This window comes from Arthrobacter sp. ISL-48 (assembly GCF_018613805.1).
Taxonomy (GTDB): Bacteria; Actinomycetota; Actinomycetes; order Actinomycetales; family Micrococcaceae; genus Arthrobacter.
Map to the genome: position 1 here is coordinate 280,339 of NZ_JAGGPL010000001.1, position 18,133 is coordinate 298,471.

Sequence of the window (18,133 nt, forward strand, 5' to 3'; positions counted from 1 at the left end):
ACGTCAGTTCACCGAGGGTGAGACGGCAATAGGCGCGTCGGAGAAGATGTTGCGGATGACCCCATTGGCCCACTCCAGGATGTCGGCGTCCTGCAGGTCCCGGCCGCCGATTTTCGCCGTCTTCGGCTTGGGGATCAGCACGGCGTCCAGCGCAGGCTTGGACTGGGCACCGGGGTACATCCGGGCCAGGCGCATGAGCTTGGACTCCGGGAGCTGCGCCGGAGAGAACTTGATGAAGTTCCCCTGCAGTGCGACGTCGGACAGGCCTGCCTCCCGGGCACCAACCCGGAACCGTGCCACGGAGATGAGGTTCTGTGCCGGGAGGGGAAGCTCGCCGTAGCGGTCCACCAGTTCGGCCAGCACCTCGTCGATGGCCTCGTAGGTCAGCGCCGAGGCGAGCTTCCGGTAGGCCTCCAGCCGCAGCCGCTCCCCCGGGACGTAGTCGTGTGGCAGGTGCGCGTTCACGGGCAGCTCGATCTTCATTTCGGCGGCCTTCTCTTCGGCATCGCCGCGGTAATCGGCCACGGCCTCGCCCACCAGCCGGATGTAAAGATCAAACCCCACCCCCTGGATGTGGCCCGACTGCTCGCCGCCCAGCAGGTTGCCGGCCCCGCGGATTTCGAGGTCCTTCATGGCCAGCTGCATGCCCGCCCCGAGTTCATTGTGCGCGGCCACGGCCTTGAGGCGCTCCAGGGCCACCTCGCCCAATGGCTTCTCGGACGGGTACAGGAAGTAGGCATAAGCCCGCTCACGCCCACGGCCCACACGCCCGCGGAGCTGGTGAAGCTGGGACAGCCCGTACTTGTCCGCTCCGTCAACGATAAGGGTATTGGCATTGGAAATATCCAGGCCGGTTTCGATGATGGTGGTGCACACCAGGACGTCAAAGCGCTTCTCCCAGAAGTCCACGATGATCTGTTCCAGCCGGCTTTCGGACATCTGTCCGTGGGCCACTTCCACCCGGGCCTCGGGGACCAGCTCGCGGATCTTGGCGGCGGTTCGTTCAATGGTAGACACCCGGTTGTGGACGAAGAAGACCTGGCCTTCGCGCATCAGTTCACGGCGGATGGCCGCCGACGTCTGCTTGTCCGTGTACGGCCCCACGTAGGTGAGGACCGGATGCCGTTCCTCCGGCGGCGTGGCCAGGGTGGAGGTTTCGCGGATACCAGTCAGGGACATCTCCAGGGTCCGGGGAATCGGCGTGGCGCTCATGGCCAGCACATCCACGTTGGTGCGCATCTTCTTCAGGGCTTCCTTGTGCTCCACCCCGAAGCGCTGCTCCTCGTCCACGATCACCAGGCCAAGGTCCTTGAACTCAAAGTCCTTGGACAGCAGCCGGTGCGTCCCGATCACCACATCCACGGAGCCGCTCTTCACACCCTCCACCGTCTCCTTCGTTTCCTTTGAACCCTGGAACCGGGACAGTGGCTTGACCCGGAGCGGGAATCCAGAGAAACGCTCAGTAAAGGTCTCATAGTGCTGCTGCGCCAGCAGGGTGGTCGGCACCAGCACGGCCACCTGCTTCCCGTCCTGCACCGCCTTGAACGCAGCGCGGACGGCGATCTCGGTCTTGCCGTAGCCCACGTCTCCGGAGACCAGGCGGTCCATGGGGATCTCACGCTCCATGTCAGCCTTGACCTCGTTGATGGTGGTGAGCTGGTCAGGCGTTTCCACGTAGGGGAAGGCCTCCTCCAGTTCACGCTGCCACGGCGTGTCCGGCCCGAAGGCGTGGCCCCGGGAGGCCATCCGTGCCGAGTACAGCCGGATGAGTTCGCCGGCGATCTCCTTGACGGCCTTGCGGGCCTTGGATTTGGTGCTGGCCCAGTCGGAGCCGCCCATCTTGCTGAGCACCGGCGTATCTCCGCCAACGTAACGCGTCACCTGGTCCAGCTGGTCGGTGGGGACAAAGAGCCTGTCGCCTGGCGCACCGCGCTTGGACGGGGCGTACTCCAGCACCAGGTACTCCCGCACTCCTTCGCCACCGCCAGCTACCTTTCGCTGGATCAGTTCAACAAACCGCCCGATGCCATGCTGCTCGTGGACGACGTGGTCGCCTGCGATGAGCTGCAGCGGGTCCACGGCGTTCCGCCGCTTGGACGGCATGCGGCGCATATCCTTGGTGGACCCTGCGGATGTCCGGCCCAGCAGGTCCGCTTCCGTCAGCAGCCCCAGTTTGAGGTTGTCCAGGACAAAACCGCGTCCGACGGCGGCGGTAGTGATCTCGATGATGCCCGCCTGGGGTTCCTGATCCAGGGTGTCCACCCGGGCGCATGGGATATCGGCGTCGTGGAACAGTTCGGCCAGGCGCTGCGCGGGCCCGGGGCCTTCGGTGGCTATCACGATGCGCCACTGGTCGCGGACGTGCGTGCCGATGAAGTCCATCATTTCGGCCACATCGCCCTGGTAGCCGCGGGGTTCGCGGGCGTGGAGGGTCAGGACGTCGATCTCCGGGAGGAGTTCCTCGTCCTGGGCAAGCGAGGTGATGGACCACCACGAAACGTCATGCGCAAGGGAGGAGCTGCGGGTCTCGGTCAGGGAGCGGAAGCTGGCCGAGTGGAGGGCCGCAGAGGCCTGGGAGCTCAGATCCAGGGGCGCGGTGCCCCCGTTAGACGCCGTGGACCACGCAGCTTCCAGGAACTCCTCGTTGGTGGCGGCAAGGTCGTGCGCGCGGGTGCGGACCTTCTCGGGCTCGATCACCACGGAAATAGATCCGGCAGGAAGCTGCTCCACGAAGGGGACCATCGAGTCCACCAGCACGGGCGCCAGGGATTCCATGCCTTCCACGGCGATGCCGCCCGCGATCTTTTCCAGCATGTCCGCCGCCGCGGGCAGCTGCGACTTCAGTGTGGCGGCGCGGGACATGACCGACGGTGTGATCAGGATTTCGCGGCATGGCGGGGCGTGCAGCTCGGTGGGATGATGGACGCCCGGCGCGGACAGCGAGCGCTGGTCAGCCACGGCGAACCAGCGCATCTGATCCACCTCGTCGCCGAAGAAGTCCACCCTGATGGGGTGGTCCTCAGTGGGCGGGAAGATATCGAGAATCCCGCCGCGCACCGCAAACTCGCCCCGGTGAGTGACCATGTCCACGCGTGAGTAGGCTGCGTCCGCAAGGCTCCGCACCACGTCCGAGAAGGGCACCTCCTGGCCTACTTTCAGCGTGACCGGAACCAAGTCCCCGAGCCCTGCCACAATCGGCTGGACCACGGCGCGGACGGGAGCAACAACCACCCGCAACTGACCCGCCGTCGAGCTTTCCGGGTGCGCCAGCCGGCGCAGGACGGACAGCCGCCGGCCCACCGTGTCGGAGCGGGGCGAGAGCCGTTCGTGCGGAAGGGTTTCCCAGCTGGGAAATTCTGCTACCGAATCGGCGGGCAGGTAGGCCCGGAGAGCCGCTGTCAGGTCTTCAGCCTCACGCCCGGTGGCGGTGACGGCCAGCACCACAGCCGGCGTCCCGCCGTCGGGCGTCCGGCCGTCCCCCACCTGGTCCGCGGAGAAGGCCGCCAAGCCTTCTGCCATTTCCGCGAGGAGCACGGCCCGTAGTCCGGCGGGCGCGCTGATCTGGTAGTCCTGGCCGCGAACGGCAAAGCCGCGGGCAGCCTCTGCTTGGACGCGGGCGAAGGTCTGGTCCGCGGCGAGGACGCGGCGCAGTCCGTCAAGCGATGGACCGTGTTGGGACTGGCCGTTGCGGCTCATGGCAGAAGCTCCTGTGGTGTTCATGGGGATCGCAGGCAACACGAAAACCCGAAATCCGCAAGAATTCCAGGTGCTTCCAGCCTACCCCTGCCTCGGGGAAGCCGGTTCCAAGAAGATGCTGACGTCCCCGTAGGATGTGGGAAGCAAAAAGCGTACTGACCCCGAATCACTGGAGGATCCATGGCACTGAGTGCAACCACCACCCTTCCCCACGCCGTCGGCAGCGTCGCAGCTGTCTTCGCCGACGAGGATTTCCAGCGGCACACGAGTGAGCTGGTCGGGGGGACGCTGGAGTCCTTCGCGGTGGACGGGGACACCACCGGGGCCTTCAGCACCACGTCCGTCCGTACACTTCCCACCACCCGCCTGCCGGAAATTGCCCGCAAGTTCGTGGGGGAAAAGCTCACCGTGACGCAGGTCGAGAACTGGGACGCCCCGGCGGCCGACGGGTCCCGCCAGAGCAACATCACCCTGAAGATCGCCGGCGCCCCCATCGATGTGACAGCGGTCCAGCGGCTCGTGGCCGAGGGCGGGAGCACCCGCGTTGAGCTGGAGGGCAACGTGACCTCGTCAGTGCCGTTCCTGGGCGGCAAAATCGCCGAGGCAGCGGAGCCCATGGTGGCCAAGGCCCTGAACATCCAGTCCCAGCAGGCCCAGGCCTGGCTGGAAAGCCACTGAAACCATGCAGCTTCCCTTGTTCGCATCCTGGATCCTGATCATCGCCGGGGCGTGGTCGCTCGTGGTCTGGCCGCAGTTCCTGCGCCGCGTCATGAAGGACCCGCGGGCCCGGGACTCAGCCGGCAATGCGACTAGATTCCTCACGGTGCACATGGTGCTAGTGGGCATCTCGATGCTGCTGGGGGCCGCCACCGCTGCCATCGGTCTTATCGCCCTGATGGGCTGACCTGCGGCACGTCCCGGCTAGACTGGGGGCAGGTGCGCCGGGAAGTCTGGTCGGCAAGAGTTTTGACGACCCCTCAGATACCAGGAGCCCACATGGTCAAGCGCCCTGCCCGTCCAGCCCTCACCGCCAGGGTCCTCAGCCGTTCGAGCTACCCCGAGTACCTCCGGATCACCGAAATCCTCCGCTTGGAGACCGTCGGCGGCGCCCTGCTCCTGGTTGCCACCGCGGCAGCCCTCATCTGGGCCAATTCTCCGGCGGCGGGAGCCTACTTCGGGCTGCGCGACCTCGAACTGGGGTACGAACCGTGGCACCTCAGCCTTTCGCTGGGACACTGGGCCTCGGACGGGCTGCTGGCCGTCTTCTTTTTCATCGCCGGCCTGGAACTTAAGCGTGAGTTCGTCTCTGGCGAGCTGCGCAGCTTTTCCAAGGCCGTGGTGCCGGTGGCAGCGGCTGTCGGGGGTGTGGCGGTTCCGGCGCTCATCTACACCCTGGTCAACGCTGGCCAAGGCGCGGAAAGCCTGCGAGGCTGGGCCATCCCCACCGCGACCGATATCGCGTTTGCCCTGGCAGTGCTGGCTGTCATCAACACGCACCTTCCTGCCGCCCTCCGGACCTTCCTGCTGACGCTGGCCGTCGTGGACGATCTCCTGGCGATCGGCATTATCGCGTTTTTCTACTCATCGGGGCTCCAGCCCCTCCTGCTCCTGGCAGCGTTGGTGCCCCTGGGCGTCTTTACGGTGCTCGTCCAAAGGAGGATCCGGACCTGGTATCTGCTGCTCCCGCCGGCCGTGGCAACCTGGGCCCTTGTCCATGCCTCCGGGATCCACGCCACGGTGGCCGGAGTGCTGCTCGGTTTCGCTGTCCCAGTGCTGGCCTCCCGAAAGCGGGGCGAAACGGGGACAGGCATGGCCGAATCCCTGGAGCACAGGCTCCGCCCGTTGTCGGCCGGGTTCGCGGTGCCGGTGTTTGCCTTTTTCTCGGCCGGCGTCGCCGTGGGCGGCTTCGAGGGCTTCCGCTCGGCGCTGGCGGATCCAGTGGCACTGGGGATTGTGGCCGCACTCGTGGTCGGGAAGACGCTGGGAGTGTTCGGCACCACCTATCTGGTCACCCGGACAACCCGTGCAGAGCTCGACGACGGCCTGGCCTGGATCGACGTCGCGGGCCTGGCGCTGCTGGCCGGAGTGGGCTTCACCGTCTCGCTGCTCATCGCGGAACTGAGCTTCGGCTCCGGTTCAGTCCATGATGGGCACGCGAAGGTGGCCATCCTGGCCGGTTCGCTGACCGCGGCACTGCTGGCCGCCGTCGTACTCCGCCTCCGGAACCGGCACTACCGTGCCCTAGAAAAGGCAGAACAGCGTGATGCCGACGGCGACGGCGTTCCGGACCTATTTGAAAGCAAGCCCTGAGGACGCGAGCCTGAATCCGCCGCAGACAGAGCCTGGCTGCGCCGTTTGTCTACGAGGCCTGGTTCAGGGCATCCTCGGCCGCAACCCACGAGATCATGGCACATTTGACCCGCGCCGCGTAACGGGCCACGCCTTCGAAAGCCGCGGCGTCGCCCAGGATCTCAGGGTCGGCGTGGATCTTTCCACGCGAACGCAGGACTTCCCGGAATTTCCCGATCACCTCATGGAGTTCTGCGACCGACATTCCTTCGGCCAACTCGCTCAGGACGGAGGCCGACGCCATGGAGATGGAACAGCCCGCGCCGTCCCACGAAATCTGCGCAACTTTGCCGTCCTCAACAGCCACCCGGAGGGTGACTTCATCCCCGCAGACGGGGTTGAGCTGGTGCGACTGCCCCGTTGAAGCGCCCTCAGGGGCAGCGATCCCGGCGAGTCCACTGCCGTGACGGGCCTTGGAGTGGTCAAGGATAATCTGCTGGTACAGCTGGTCAAGACTCATTGTTCACACACTTCCAGGGCCGCGTTACACGCGGAAGTAGGAGCGGACGCCGGCCACGGCATCCAGGAACGCATCGACGTCGTCGGTGGTGTTGTAGAGGTAGGCGCTCGCCCTGGTGGTTGCGGTGAGGCCCAGGCGGCGGTGCAAGGGCTGGGCGCAATGGTGCCCCACCCGGACGGCGATGCCCTGCGCGTCCAGGAACTGCCCGACGTCGTGGGCGTGCACCCCGTCCACGTCGAAGGCCGCCAGCCCGATCCTGTCCAGCCCGGCTGCAGGCCCGAGGACCCGGATTCCTGGAATGCTCTCCAGCCCTGCCACCATCCGCTGGCCGAGGTCCGACTCCCAGCGATGCACGCGCTCAAGTCCCGTTTCGGCGAGGTAGTTCACGGCGGCGGCCAGGGCAACCGCCTGGGAAATGCGCTGGGTGCCCGCCTCGAAGCGTTGCGGCGCCTGCAGATACTCGGCCCGCTCCATGGTCACGGTGGTGATCATGGACCCGCCTGTGAGGAACGGCGGGAGGACGTCCAGGAACTCCTGCTTCCCGTACAGCACTCCGATGCCGGTGGGCGCGAGCATTTTGTGGCCGGAGAGGACGGCGAAGTCGACGTCCAGCTCCTTGACGGCCAGCGGAAGGTGCGGGGCGGACTGGCAGGCGTCGAGGACCACGAGGGCGCCAACCTTCCGGCCCAGTGACACCAGTTCCTGCACGGGGTTGATGGTTCCCAGCACGTTCGAAGCGTGGGTAAAGGCCAGCACCTTTGTCCGCTCCCCCAGGATGTCCGGGGCGAGGTCCATCCGCAGGGCGCCGGAATCATCGACGGGGATGTAGCGAAGTGTAGCGCCGGTCCGGAAAGCGAGCTCCTGCCAGGGAATCAGGTTGGCGTGGTGCTCCATTTCCGTGACCACAATCTGGTCACCTGGACCAACGGCAAGGTCCTTCAGCCTGGCATCACCGCGTCCCTGCGCAGCCCACAGCGCCGCGTTGGACAGGGCATAGCTGATGAGGTTGAGGCCTTCCGTGGCGTTGGACGTCCACACTGTCTCGGCAAAGTCCGCCCCGATGAAGTCCGCTACCGTCTGGCGGGCGTCCTCGAAGACCTCCGTGGCTTCGACGGCGAGGTAGTGCGCGCCGCGGTGCACGGCCGCGTTCCGCTGCTCATAGAATTCCTGCTCGGCCTCGATCACGCTGACCGGGTTCTGCGACGTCGCGCCGGAATCGAGGTAGACAAGAGGCCGCCCGTTCACGAACTGGTCCAGCACCGGGAAGTCGTTCCGGATCCGCAGGACTTCAGCGTTATCCATGGCCGGCAGTGCGCGTTCCAGGGTGGCAGGCGTTGATACTACAGCCAAAGCTAACTCCTTGAGATGCCAATGGATTGACACTCAATTGTCCCACAGCACGGCTGTGGCGGCGTCCCCGGGGGGAGCCGCCACAGCCGCTCCGGGCTTCAGCCGTCGGAGCTGAGGGCCGGCGACGGCTGGGGGGAGAGCCTCGGTCTCAGAAGACTCTGACGTCGCCGGCCCCGTCTGGCATCCGGCCCTTGCGGACCGGAAGTTGAAATACGAGGAGGCCTGTTATGTTCGGGTGGCTTGGTCTTCAGCCCCTTGGACCGCTTCCTTTTGCCTCTCCTAGTAAATCGCGTGTGGCAGCTGAGTACACGAGTAGGCGGTACTCGTCTTTAATGCCCCATAGCTACGGGGGTACCCACCCCGCATACGCGTATTTGGACTGCCACCACTTGGAGGTGCCCTCCGGACGCCGGGCAGCGCCGTCGGCGGGTTGTCAGGAGGGCAGGAGTGACAGCACAGAGGGCAGTGCCGCAGGGCTGGTGCAGGGCTGGTGAGGGCTCGAAACGGGGCTTGCCGAGGCTACTTCGGCAGCGCGGAGGAGAGCTCGTCGCGGCTCCGTACCCCGAGCTTGACATAGGTACGGTACAGGTGGCCCTCCACCGTACGCACCGAGACCATCAGCCGCTGTGCAATCTCGCGGTCCGTCAGTCCCTGCAGTGCGAGTTCCACGATGTCCTGCTCACGGCGGGTCAGATGCACAGCAGGCGCGGCGGCGATGAAGTGTCCCTCCCGGAAGCGCTCGCCCAGTTCATGGTCGCATTTCTCCCGCAATGCGACTGCCTGCCTGGAGCGGCGGCGTTCACCGGCCTGCTCCAGCAGGGTGCTTGCCTTGGCGTATGCCTCCCTGGCCAGGTTGACGAATCCGGAGGCCTCCAGGTCGGCAGCCGAAATCATCAGGTCATCGGCGTCCTCGGACTCCCAGTTCTTCGCCAGCGCCAGCATCGCGGCCGCCCAACGGCCTTCGACGTCCCTCGCCAGGGAGTGCACGAGTGAAATGACCGAGTGATCGCCCAGGTCCCAACAGAGGGACAGGAACTCGAGCAGGGTTCCCGCCCTGGCGGATACCTCAGGGGTAGTGGCCAGGGTGTGAAGCGAAGCCAGGCCTTTTCCGTCGCGTGCAAGGTACTCTGACGCCGCCGCGGCATAGGCCGCCGACAGCAGTTCGTAGGCTGGCCCGTGGGTTGAGTCCTTATAGTCCTGCTCCAGCCGTTTCGCCTGGGCGGAGTCCCCTAGCCTCGCCGCCACGTAGAAGCCCAAGGCCGAGCCGAAGCGTAACAGCTGCTGCGGGTCGTTGAGCCTTAGTGCTTCCACGGCCGGCAGGATCATCTGGTAGGCGCGTTCCATCCGGCCTTGGCGCAGCAGCGAGTAGCCGCGCAGGATCTGGACGCTGCCGCCGAACGTGGCGGCTGCCTGCGTCTGCTCCGCGGCGTAGTTGGCCAGCTCCCGTTCGGCGGACTCCCACTCGCCCATGGACAGGTAGCCGGTGACGAGCCTGCCCAGCACGTATTCGTTGAAAAAGAACAGGCCATCCCGAAGCGCGGGAAGTTCGGAGGCCGCCAGAAGCGCGGCATCCAGCCCCTGGACGGATCGTCCGGCGGCTGAGAGTGTGTGTGACAGCAAGGCCATCCCAACAGCCCTGAGGGCGTCGTCGGCGGGTCCTCCGGGGTTGCGGTTCCTCAGGTCGTGGACTTCGGTTGCGAGGGTCTCGTGGTCGCCGGCTGCTCCGAGTTCCAGCAGGTAAAGCATCTGGTCCTGCCAGGACCTGGCTCCCGCCCCGGCGGGGTGGCTGTCAGTTCCGCCGGCAGAAGAGCCAGGCGCCTGAACAGTGAGCCCGGCACGGTGGAGGAGCTCCCGTGACTCTGCCGCGAGCGCTTCGAGGGATTTGCCAAGGGCTTGATGGCACGAGGCCCTGAGCATCAGCACGTGGGCAGCGTCGGGGCTGTCCGCAAGCTGCAGCCAGGCTCCGTCCAGGATCGTTGCCGCCTCCTCGTACTCGCCCTGGTTGAACAATGCACGGGCCTGCACGGCCCGGGCGTGCGGTACGAGGTCCGGATCGTGCACTCTGGCCGCCATCGTCCTGGCACTCAGGTTTCTCAACCGCCCGACGGCGGCGCGTGCTGCTTCGAGCAGGTCGGCGTCCGGGACCCGCTGCCCACATTCGAGCGCCCATTCCACAGCCCTCAGCCGGCCATCGGCCCCAACATGTGCAACTTCACCCTGGCTGCGGATCCTTTCCAGAAGCTGAAGGCTTCGTGAGACGGACACATTTTTCCTCAGCGCCTCGCCGATCAACGCGTTCCACATCCGGAGCTCGGCGGGGTGCCCGGAGCTCTCAACGATCATTTGCTGGTCCAGCAGGGACCTGACCACGTCGGCTCCGTTGATGTCCTCGATGACCTTGCGGGCTACGGGTTCGGCCAGGGCAATGAGTTTGAGGGCATCCTGTTCCTGGGGACGGCGCCGGAGGAGGTCCTTTGTGAGAACCGCCGTGAGCCTGGCGCCGTCAGAGGGCAACGGTCCCAGCAGCACCCAGATACCATTCCGCTTGGCCAGCACTCCCAGCTCGGCTGCGTCATGGAGCAGCGCGTCGAGGATCCGCGGGTTACCGCCGGAAGCGATCCAGATTGTGTCAACCGTGCCGGAAGGAACCGTTCCATCAAGAACATGGGAGAGGACTTCCTCGATCTGTTCCCGGTTCAGCGGCCGAAGGTCCACCCGGTCCGCCAGGCCGTCATACCAGAGCTGAGCCAGCGGCTGTGGCAGTCCCGGACGTGGCCTGCCGGCCGCGACCACGCTGACCCAGCCAGCCGAAATCATGTCCGCCACGATGCTCGCTGTTGCTTCGTCAAGGTGGTGGGCGTCATCAACCACCAGAAGGAGCGGAGTGTCTTTGCCGGCCTTGAGCTTCTCAAAGTAGGCCCACACGGACCTCAGGACTGCCACCGGGGAAACTGAGTCCTCAGCAGTCAGCTCCGCCGTGTAGGGGGCCAGGACACCGAAAGGGACCGCCGACAAGGATGAGCTTCCATGCATCTGCACGACGATCATTTCCGCTGAAAGGCGCTCGGTAATTGCTTCGGCCAAGGCGGACTTCCCGACGCCGGGCCCTGCCATCAGGAAGACGGCCTGGCTCGTCCGGCTGCGGATGATGTTGCAGGTCCGGTCCAGCGGCTCGCGCCTGCCGGTGAGCAGACGCGATGCCGGTCCCGCTTTCGGGTTGTGGCCGTTAGACGAGTCCAGTCAGATCACCCCTGGAAGTTACACCTAGCTTGGTGAAGACCTGGTACAAATGGCCTTCGACTGTCCGGACCGAGACGCCCATCTCCAACGCGATGTCCCGGTTTGATGCCCCGCGGCCTGCGAGCCGTGCGATCTGCCGCTCCCTGCTGGTCAGGAGAGGGCTGCCGCTGCTGGGCACGATCGGCAGGCTGGCCACGGTGGCAGCCAGCACATCGAGCCGTGCCTGGGCTGTCCTGGCGGAGGCGGAATCTCCGGCCTGGCGGGCGTAATCCACTGCCAAGGCCATACATCTGGCCTCCACAGCATCGAGTTCAAGCGTCGCGGCGAGTTCCCCGCCTGCCAGGAGGGTTTTGGCGTCCTTGGTCCTGCTGCCCACGGCGATCAGTCGCGAGATTTCCGCGAGCGGGCCCTGACGGTGACCCGCGACGTCCTCCATGAGCCGGAAGTCGGCCTCACTACCGTTGACGGTGGCCCCGAGCAGGCTGATCCCGGCCAGGGTGTATCTTCCAGCCGCGATGTTCCGCCGCGCCGACTCTTTCAGGCGGGCCGCGGCGTCGGCCTCACCCAGCCAGCGGCCGGCCATGTCCGCGCAGAATTCGATGATGCTGCGGGTGGGGAAGCTGCAGGGCCCGACGGGCCTCCGGAGCTTCTCCAGATACTTGCGGGCCTGCCCGGCATTGCCGATCTGCGCATAGGCCAAAGCGGTGGCGGCATAGGCTGCATGAAGCGAACTATGGACGGGCCGAAGCTCCAGTTGCGCTGCTGCGGACAACAGGGAATCCAAGGCGGCCGCACCACGGCCGGAGTAGACGTAGGCGATTCCCGCTGACAGCTCGGCAGCGGAGCTGCGGTACGGCAGCCGGTGCGCTTCCCGGGTAGCCGGCGGATCCAGGAGGTCGATGCACCGGTGCCATTGTCCGGCCGTCAGCAGAACTGAGTATGCCTCGGCAGCAAAGTGCTCACGGAGGCCTACGATGTGGCCGGCGTCCGAGATTTGGCCTCCGAGCTGCCGCATGAGGCGCAGCGCGTCCATTTCACGTCCGGTCAGGGACAGGGCGGTCATCAGAATCACAGCGGAGTTCATCCGGAACCTGGTGTCCGGGTTCCGGACGGGATCCGCGGCGGCTTCGAGGGCTGGAATCATGGAGGCGTAGTCCCCGACGAATGCCTTGTACTCGAACTCGCTAAGACTGATGCGGTTTGCGGCCACAGCCAGCGGGGCCGGCCAATCCTCGGCCACCCCCGCGTTTGCTCCAAGCCGGCTCCTTGCCTCCCCCAGCAGGGCGGGAACCCGGTCGGTGTGCTCCGGCAGCCACACCATCACCCGGGACTTCGCGGCTATGACATGGGCGTATTCGTCCACGCCCAGGCTGTCCAGCTGCGGCCGGGAGATGTCGTCGAGGGCCGCCATCGCCTGGATGGGAAGGTCGAGCAGCAGGTACGCCGCCGCTTTCTGCCGCTGGGCGGGCACCCACTGGGGGGCATCCCGCTTGAGCGTGTCTGCGTAGGTGAGGGCGAAATTCGGGTCAAAGAGCTGTACCGCAGCCTCGGCGGCGGCCAAAGCCATGTCCGGGCTCAGTTCAGCTTCGCATTCGTGGGTCCAGGCAGCGAAGGCCATGAGCTCGTCCACCGTCATGGACGAAGGATCCGGCTCCGCGCCCTCCAGGAGCAGGTTCCGAAGCTCCCGGCGCCTGGCGATGCTGAGCCAGGAGCGGACCACATCCCCAACGTACTTTTCCCGGAGTGATACCCAACGGCTGTCCGAATCGTCGATGTCGAGCAGGCCGGCGTCCTCCATGTCAGCCACGATCCCGGCACCGTAAAGCGTGGTGAGCCTGGAAAGCTCCACGCTCCTGGCGCAGGACAGCATCTCGATGACTTCCCGGGTCTCGGGAGATTTCCTCGCCCAACGAGACCGCACGATATCGTCCAGGCTGGCCGCTCCGTCGAGCACCACCTTGTCGCGGAGGGTCCATACCGAGTCCGCGAGCACCAGGTTTCCGGATTGCTGCTGTTCGGTCACCAGCGCCTTCAACAGCAGAGGGTTTCCGCCGACAATGCTGTGATAGGTGCTGACCAGGGAGGCGGAGACGCGGTGCCCCAGCAGGGACAACAGCACCTGGCGGGTCTGAAGCTCGTTCAGATTGTCCAGCCTGACTTCGGTCAACCGGCGGTCTGTAAGGAGCCAGTGGAAATCGGCGGGAAGGTCGCTGCTCTTCGGTGCCACTGCCACGATGCGTGCTGTACCGGTGAGGAGGACGTTCAGGAGTACACCGGCGCTCATGTCGTCGATGCTGCCGGCGGTGTCCAGGGTGATGATGCACTGGCGTCCGGCTGCATCGCTCTTAATCAGGGATGTGATACCGCGAAGAATTGCCGTGGGGGAACCCATGTATGCCTGGGGAAGCCGTGCCAGCAGGAAAGCGAGGCACCCGTAGGGGGTTGTCGCAGCGGCGGGCCCGCTGCGCAGCTGCAAGGTCCAGACGTCGGCGCCAAGTTCAGCAACAGCGGTCCGCGCCAGGGAAGACTTGCCGACGCCGCGCCCCCCGGTGATCACCACGCCCAAAGATTCCTTGCTGGTGAGTGCTGTGCGGACGGCTTCCAGGTTGGCGCTTCGGGCTGGAACAGACCAGCGCTGAAGCTCTGACGTGCCGGAGGTGTCCGTGTTCGACTCAACAGCGTTGAGCGTTGACCCACGTCCCCAGCTGAGTGGCTCGATTGACATGAACTTATCCCCTACATCCCGCTATAACGGGATAAAGCCCCATCGCTCCCCCGCTTACGAAGAAGACTACCCCTTGGCACAGACAGTAAAACAGGGAAGCCGGGTATTAAGTTTTTTCCTAGAGCTCTGACTTCGCGGGATGGAACTTCTGCTGGGCCGCCGTCAGCCCGTCCCGGACCAGTACGTCTACGGCGTCCGCCGCCTCGTCCAGCAGGAACGGAAGTTCCTTCCGCTCGGTCGCCGCGAAATCGCGCAGTACATAGTCAGCGGTGTCCATGCGTCCCGGGGGCCTGCCCACCCCGACCCGCACCCTCAAATAGTCCTTGGTAGCGAGGGCCTTGGATATGTCCCGGAGCCCGTTGTGGCCGCCTTCCCCGCCGCCGCTCTTCAATTTCACAGTGTTAAAGGGGATGTCAATTTCATCGTGCACAGCCACGATGTGGTCGGGCGCGATGCCATAGAAGTTGGCCAGGGCCGACACCGGGCCGCCGGAGACGTTCATGTAGCTCATCGGTTTGGCCAGCACAACCCGGGGTCCGCCGATCCCCAGCCGTCCTTCAAGTACCTGGGCGCGGGCTTTATGGGTCTTGAAACTGGCGCCCAGCCGGCCCGCGAGTTCATCCAGAACCATTTGGCCGACGTTGTGCCTGTTGCCTTTGTATTCTGCTCCGGGGTTTCCGAGGCCAACGATCAGCCAGGTGTCAGTCATGGGTTAATCCTAAGGTGGTGCTGAAAACGGCAGCGGCCGGACCCCAACAGGGATCCGGCCACCCAGCCAGCGGCTGTGGATACTCGCGTGATTACTCGGCTGCGGCTTCGGCGCCAGCTTCAGCGTCTTCTTCAGCCGACTCGTTGGCCTCGGAGATGTTGACGACAAGTGCCTCGGGCTCGGCGAGCAGGATGGAGCCCTTCGGAAGGACCAGGTCGGAAGCGTGGATGTGCTGGCCAGCGCTGCGGCCCTCGATGTCGACCTCGATGGCGGTGGGCAAGTGGGTTGCCTCGGCCTCAAGGGAGATGACGGTGAGTTCCTGGTTGTAAACGTTGCCCGGAGCAAGTTCGCCGACAATATGGACGGGGATGTCCACCGTGACCTTCTCGCCCTTGCGGACGGTCAACAGGTCGACGTGCTCGATGATCTGCTTGACGGGATCGCGCTGGATGTCCTTAACCAGGGCAAGGTGGTCTTCACCGTTGATGTCCAGGGACAGCAGCGCGTTGGCGACGCGCACAGCCAGGGTGGTGGACCTGGCCGGCAGGGTGATGTGGATCGGCTCGGCTCCGTGGCCGTAGATGACAGCCGGGATCTGGCCGGCGGCACGGGCGCGGCGAGCAAAACCCTTGCCGAATTCGGTGCGTACTTCTGCTGCGAGCTTCTGCTCAGACATGTGTATCTCCTCGGAACTAAAACGGTGTTCAGCAAGGGCGGAGGTCTGTTTGCGACCTTCAACGCCGGACGGCCCGCAGGCTGTCCTTCACGAAGGGAGATTCAGACCCAGTCGATAACGGAGACCTGCAATCCGGTTTCCGTGTGTGCGGCAACCAGATGCTCTCCCTCGCCAAGGTATCGTCAAGTAGCTTACCAGCGCCCGGCCTGATTACTGAAAACGGGCCGGGGCGCCGGAGCTGCGGGTCGTCGTCCGGAACGGTTCAGGCGTTGCCATCGAACAGGCTCGTGACGGAGCCGTCGTCGAACACTTCACGGATGGCACGCGCGATCAACGGCGCGATGGAAAGCACGGTCAGCTGCCGGAACTGCTGGGATGAGTTGATGGGCAGCGTGTTGGTGACTACGACTTCCCGTGCCCCGGATTCTGCGAGCCGCTGGGCGGCAGGATCGGAGAACACGGCGTGCGTCGCAGCGATGATGACATCCTTGGCTCCGGCGTTCTTGAGCACCTGGACGGCACCGGAGATGGTTCCACCGGTGTCAATCATGTCATCGATCAGGACGCAGGTGCGTCCTTCGATCTGGCCCACCACGGTCTTGGAGATGGCCTGGTTGGGAACGGTCAGGTCGCGGCTCTTGTGCACGAACGCCAGCGGCGCGCCCCCCAGGCGCTCAGCCCACTGCTCCGCGACGCGGACCCGCCCGGTGTCCGGAGAAACCACGGTGATGTTTTCAGCGTCCACTCGGGTGCGGATGTAGTCCGCCAGGAGCGGGATGGCCATGAGGTGGTCTACGGGTCCATCGAAGAAACCCTGGATCTGCGACGTGTGCAGGTCAACGCTCATGATGCGGTCGGCGCCCGCCGTCTTGTAGAGGTCCGCCACCAGGCGGGCCGAAATCGGCTCGCGCCCGCGGCCCTTCTTGTCCTGGCGGGCGTACGGGTAGAACGGCGACACCACCGTGATGCGCTTGGCGGAAGCCCGCTTCAGCGAATCGATCATGATCAGCTGTTCCATGAGGTGGTTGTTCAGCGGCGCAGGGTGGGCCTGGATCACGAAGGCGTCCGTGCCTCGCACGCTCTCCCCGGCCCGGACGTAAATCTCGCCGTTCGCGAAGTCGTAGGCATCAATGGGCAGCAGTTCTGTTCCGAGCTCTTTGGCGATCTCCCGCGCAAGCTCAGGATGGGCCCGCCCAGCGGCAAGCACCAGCTTCTTCTCGCCGCGCGCCGTTATTTCGGTCATTATTGCTTGCCCTCTTCTGTAGGTGCGTGTTCTGTGGGTGCATTGTTACGTGAGGAATCCGTGGAGGCAGCCTGGGCCAGTTCGGCAGAGCGGGTGCCGGGGCGGTTGGCCTGGACCCAGCCCTCGGCATTGCGCTGGGCGGTAAGGGACAGGGCAAGGGCACCGGCCGGGACATCCCTGCGGATCACTGCGCCGGCGCCGCTGTAGGCGCCGTCCCCAACGGTGACCGGCGCAACAAAGACCGTGTTCGAACCCGTGCGGACGCCCGAGCCGATCACCGTGCGGTGCTTCTTCTCGCCGTCGTAGTTGGCAGTGATGTTGCCGCAGCCGATGTTGGTGTCCTCGCCGATTTCGGCATCCCCGGCATAGCCGAGGTGTGAGAGTTTGGAGCCGCGGCCGATGGTCACGTTCTTGGTCTCGTAGAACGCACCGATCTTGCCGGTCTCACCCAGCACGGTGCCGGGCCGGAGGTACGTGAAGGGTCCGACGGCGGACTCCGCGCCGATGACCGCCCCGGAGCCGTGCGTGCGGGTCACCGTGGCTCCCGCGCCGATGCGGACGTCGGTCAGCGTTGAGTCGGGTCCGACGACGGCGTCCCTGGCCACAGTGGTGCTGCCGTGCAGCTGTGTGTTGGGGAGGATCCGGACGTCTTCCTCGAGGGCCACCGTGGCGTCGATCCAGGTGGTGGCCGGGTCCACCACGCTAACGCCCGCGCGCATCCAGGCCTCCACGATCCGGCGGTTCAGCTCGGCGCCCAGGGCGGCCAGCTGCACCCGGTCGTTGGCGCCCTCGACCTGCCAGCGGTCTTCGGTGACGACGGCGGCGACCCGCCCGCCTGCCTGCCTTGCCAGTCCGAGGACGTCTGTGAGGTACTTTTCGCCCTGCGAGTTGTCGGTGGTCACATGGACCAGCGCGTCACGGAGGACGCCTGCGTCGAAGGCGTAGATGCCGGAATTGACCTCACGGATAAGGCGCTCCGTTTCTGAAGCGTCCTTGTGCTCTTTGATGCCGGTCACTGAGCCGTCTTCGCCGCGGAGGATCCGGCCATAGCCGGTGGCGTCATCGAGCAGGGCGGTGAGCACCGTGACCGCGTTGGCTTCCCGCTCGTGGGTGGCCACGAGTTCGGCCAGCAGGGCGCCGGTGAGCAGCGGAACGTCGCCGTACGTCACCACGACGGTACCTATGAGAATTTCCTGTGCGTCCAAGGCGTGGAGCGCGACTTCCACTGCCCGGCCCGTACCGGGAACGTCGTCCTGATCGACGATGATGGCGCCGGGGTCAAGCTCGGCGACGTGGCCGGCCACAAGGTCACGCTCATGACGGACCACCAGGGCCAGCTGCTTCGGATTGATGCTGCGGGCCGCCAACAAGGCGTGTCCCACCATGGAGAGCCCGCCGATCTCGTGGAGGATCTTGGGGGTACGGGATTTCATCCGGGTACCGGCACCTGCTGCCAGAACGATGACGGCGGCTGGGCCGGTAGTCTCGGGGATCACGTACGGCCTCTCCTTGCATGGTTGCGCATTGCGCCGGGCGCTGTGCCATCCGGACCAGCTGCCCGGCGCGGCACCGCATCAATCCTACTTGACGCTCATCGCACAGCAGTTCCGCCCATAGGATTCGAACCTATACTCCACGGCTCCAAAGGCCGGGGTGCTGCCGTTACACCAGGGCGGACCATGCCG

The 18,133-nt window shown here is 65.5% G+C and carries 12 protein-coding genes and 1 tRNA gene; 3 read left to right on the forward strand and 10 right to left on the reverse strand.

Going from position 1 to position 18,133, the window contains the following annotated elements:
• Positions 1-3 precede the first annotated feature (3 nt).
• Positions 4-3,696: a transcription-repair coupling factor gene (gene mfd, locus J7E83_RS01250; RefSeq protein ID WP_214958602.1), complete on the reverse strand. Its 3,693-nt coding sequence runs from the start codon at positions 3,694-3,696 to the stop codon at positions 4-6.
• A 180-nt stretch (positions 3,697-3,876) separates the two neighbouring features.
• Between mfd and J7E83_RS01255 the strand changes: the two genes are divergently transcribed.
• The 3 genes from J7E83_RS01255 (at position 3,877) to nhaA (ending at position 6,006) form a co-directional block, all read left to right on the forward strand.
• Entirely contained in the window at positions 3,877-4,374 is a 498-nt protein-coding gene (locus tag J7E83_RS01255; RefSeq protein ID WP_214958603.1) for a DUF2505 domain-containing protein, read from the forward strand.
• Between the two features lie 4 nt (positions 4,375-4,378).
• On the forward strand, positions 4,379-4,600 hold the full coding sequence (locus J7E83_RS01260; RefSeq protein WP_214958604.1) for an SCO4848 family membrane protein: 222 nt from the start codon (positions 4,379-4,381) through the stop codon (positions 4,598-4,600).
• 92 nt (positions 4,601-4,692) lie between these two features.
• On the forward strand, positions 4,693-6,006 hold the full coding sequence (gene nhaA, locus J7E83_RS01265) for a Na+/H+ antiporter NhaA (protein WP_214958605.1): 1,314 nt from the start codon (positions 4,693-4,695) through the stop codon (positions 6,004-6,006).
• A gap of 49 nt (positions 6,007-6,055) precedes the next feature.
• Here nhaA and sufU read toward each other — a convergent pair whose 3' ends face one another.
• From sufU to J7E83_RS01310, 9 genes are all read right to left on the reverse strand, one after another.
• The gene (sufU, locus tag J7E83_RS01270; protein WP_214958606.1) at positions 6,056-6,505 is read right to left on the reverse strand and encodes a Fe-S cluster assembly sulfur transfer protein SufU; all 450 of its coding nucleotides are present in this window, start codon (positions 6,503-6,505) and stop codon (positions 6,056-6,058) included.
• Between the two features lie 24 nt (positions 6,506-6,529).
• Positions 6,530-7,855, reverse strand: coding sequence for a SufS family cysteine desulfurase (locus tag J7E83_RS01275; RefSeq protein WP_214958607.1), 1,326 nt, complete (start codon positions 7,853-7,855; stop codon positions 6,530-6,532).
• 519 nt (positions 7,856-8,374) lie between these two features.
• The gene (locus J7E83_RS01280) at positions 8,375-11,095 is read right to left on the reverse strand and encodes a LuxR C-terminal-related transcriptional regulator (RefSeq protein WP_396020469.1); all 2,721 of its coding nucleotides are present in this window, start codon (positions 11,093-11,095) and stop codon (positions 8,375-8,377) included.
• Complete coding sequence (locus tag J7E83_RS01285; RefSeq protein ID WP_214958609.1) at positions 11,082-13,820, reverse strand: LuxR family transcriptional regulator; 2,739 nt, start codon at positions 13,818-13,820, stop codon at positions 11,082-11,084. The genes J7E83_RS01280 and J7E83_RS01285 overlap by 14 nt, the downstream gene beginning before the upstream one ends.
• 118 nt (positions 13,821-13,938) lie before the next feature.
• Positions 13,939-14,529 (reverse strand): aminoacyl-tRNA hydrolase, encoded by a 591-nt coding sequence (gene pth, locus J7E83_RS01290; RefSeq protein WP_214958610.1) that lies wholly within the window; start codon positions 14,527-14,529, stop codon positions 13,939-13,941.
• 91 nt (positions 14,530-14,620) lie between these two features.
• Positions 14,621-15,205, reverse strand: a complete 585-nt coding sequence (locus tag J7E83_RS01295; RefSeq protein ID WP_214958611.1) for a 50S ribosomal protein L25/general stress protein Ctc — start codon at positions 15,203-15,205, stop codon at positions 14,621-14,623.
• A gap of 262 nt (positions 15,206-15,467) precedes the next feature.
• Positions 15,468-16,448 (reverse strand): ribose-phosphate diphosphokinase, encoded by a 981-nt coding sequence (locus tag J7E83_RS01300; RefSeq protein ID WP_214958612.1) that lies wholly within the window; start codon positions 16,446-16,448, stop codon positions 15,468-15,470.
• Positions 16,448-17,944 (reverse strand): bifunctional UDP-N-acetylglucosamine diphosphorylase/glucosamine-1-phosphate N-acetyltransferase GlmU, encoded by a 1,497-nt coding sequence (glmU, locus tag J7E83_RS01305; RefSeq protein ID WP_214958613.1) that lies wholly within the window; start codon positions 17,942-17,944, stop codon positions 16,448-16,450. The genes J7E83_RS01300 and glmU overlap by 1 nt, the downstream gene beginning before the upstream one ends.
• Positions 17,945-18,053: 109 nt before the next feature.
• Positions 18,054-18,125, reverse strand: a tRNA-Gln gene (locus tag J7E83_RS01310).
• Positions 18,126-18,133 lie beyond the last annotated feature (8 nt).

What these genes read in the sequence shown, in the direction of transcription:
- mfd (WP_214958602.1), bottom strand. Translation starts at nt 3,696, where the DNA reads ATGAGCCGCAACGGCCAGTCCCAACACGGTCCATCGCTTGACGGACTG.
- J7E83_RS01255 (WP_214958603.1), top strand. Translation starts at nt 3,877, where the DNA reads ATGGCACTGAGTGCAACCACCACCCTTCCCCACGCCGTCGGCAGCGTC.
- J7E83_RS01260 (WP_214958604.1), top strand. Translation starts at nt 4,379, where the DNA reads ATGCAGCTTCCCTTGTTCGCATCCTGGATCCTGATCATCGCCGGGGCG.
- nhaA (WP_214958605.1), top strand. Translation starts at nt 4,693, where the DNA reads ATGGTCAAGCGCCCTGCCCGTCCAGCCCTCACCGCCAGGGTCCTCAGC.
- sufU (WP_214958606.1), bottom strand. Translation starts at nt 6,505, where the DNA reads ATGAGTCTTGACCAGCTGTACCAGCAGATTATCCTTGACCACTCCAAG.
- J7E83_RS01285 (WP_214958609.1), bottom strand. Translation starts at nt 13,820, where the DNA reads ATGTCAATCGAGCCACTCAGCTGGGGACGTGGGTCAACGCTCAACGCT.
- pth (WP_214958610.1), bottom strand. Translation starts at nt 14,529, where the DNA reads ATGACTGACACCTGGCTGATCGTTGGCCTCGGAAACCCCGGAGCAGAA.
- J7E83_RS01295 (WP_214958611.1), bottom strand. Translation starts at nt 15,205, where the DNA reads ATGTCTGAGCAGAAGCTCGCAGCAGAAGTACGCACCGAATTCGGCAAG.
- J7E83_RS01300 (WP_214958612.1), bottom strand. Translation starts at nt 16,448, where the DNA reads ATGACCGAAATAACGGCGCGCGGCGAGAAGAAGCTGGTGCTTGCCGCT.